Raw genomic sequence first — 1247 nt, forward strand, 5'->3', positions numbered from 1 at the left:
TGATCTGGCCTAATGAATTTGGACACATCAATAGGGCGCTATGATGGCGCCCAAATCTGAGGTGTGCATGATGATGCGAAAATCCTATTCCAGTGAGTTCAAACTCAAAGCTGCAAGCATGGTGCTCGATGAGGATCAGCCGATTCCCGAGATCTGTGCCAGCTTGGATATCGGCCCAACAGCTTTGCGCCGCTGGGTCGATCAGGTGCGAAAAGAGCGCGCCGGATCGACGCTTGTGGGTACCAAGGCGATCACCGCCGACCAGAAGCAAATCCAGGAACTCAAAGCCTTGCTGAGGCAGAAAGACCGGGATATCGAAATCCTAAAAAAGGCCAGTGCTCTCCTGCTTTTGGACTCCAAAGATCATTCCCTCTGATCAGTGAGCTGGGCGAGCAGTACGGCATTACAGACTGCTGCCGCGTGTTTGAAGTCAACCGCAGCAGCTATTACGCCTGGCGTCAGCGCCAAGGTAAAACCAACCCGAAGCGCGAAGCGCTCAAGGTTGTTTTGATTAAATACCACAAGGCATCAAGAGGCTCGGCAGGTGCACGAACCCTCTCCGAAGACCTGCGGGGTGACGGCCATCAGGTGGGCCGCTACATGGCCCGCGGTTTGATGAAGGAAGCTGGGATCGCTAGCCGTCAGCGCAGACCTCACAAGTACAAGTCATCGGGCGTTGAGTCGCTGGTGGCTGAGCATGAGCTGGAGCGTGAGTTTTACGTAGCTGATATCAATAAGGTTTGGTGCGCGGATATCACCTATATCCAGCTGGGCAAGCGCTGGCTCTACTTCTCAGTCGTTCTGGATCTATTTGCGCGACGAGTGGTGGGCTGGTCGTTTTCACTGGTCGCCGACGCGACGCTGGCACGCGAATCACTGCGAATGGCCGTCGAATTGAGAGGGCAACCCAAAGGCGTACTGTTCCACTCTGACCAGGGATGTCAGTACACCAGCCATAAATTCAGGGACGAACTGATGGCGCACGAGCTTAGGCAAAGCATGAGTCGAAAAGGCCAATGCTGGGATAACGCCCCGATGGAGCGTTTTTTTGGAAGTTTGAAGTCCGAATGGGTGCCTGAAGACGGCTACAACTCGGAACACGAAGCCCGAGTTGATATAAACCGCTATGTGACGCGCTACAACAATGTCAGGCGCCACAGTTACAACGGTTACCACTCACCTGTAGCAGCGGAAAAGCTGGCGGCGTGAGAACCGAAAAAAATGTCCAAAATTACTGGACCAGTTCA

Annotated in this window: 2 protein-coding genes; both read left to right on the top strand. The window is 53.9% G+C overall.

Annotated features, from left to right (window positions below; genetic code table 11):
- Nucleotides 1–70 precede the first annotated feature (70 nt).
- On the top strand, nucleotides 71–376 hold the full coding sequence (locus tag ACIQV9_RS28920) for a transposase (protein WP_403108671.1): 306 nt from the start codon (nucleotides 71–73) through the stop codon (nucleotides 374–376).
- Nucleotides 377–402: 26 nt separating this feature from the next.
- Nucleotides 403–1209, top strand: a complete 807-nt coding sequence (locus ACIQV9_RS28925; protein WP_403108674.1) for an IS3 family transposase — start codon at nucleotides 403–405, stop codon at nucleotides 1207–1209.
- The last annotated feature ends 38 nt before the right edge of the window (nucleotides 1210–1247 follow it).

It is taken from the genome of Pseudomonas sp. NPDC099000, assembly GCF_044759925.1.
Classification (GTDB): Bacteria; Pseudomonadota; Gammaproteobacteria; order Pseudomonadales; family Pseudomonadaceae; genus Aquipseudomonas.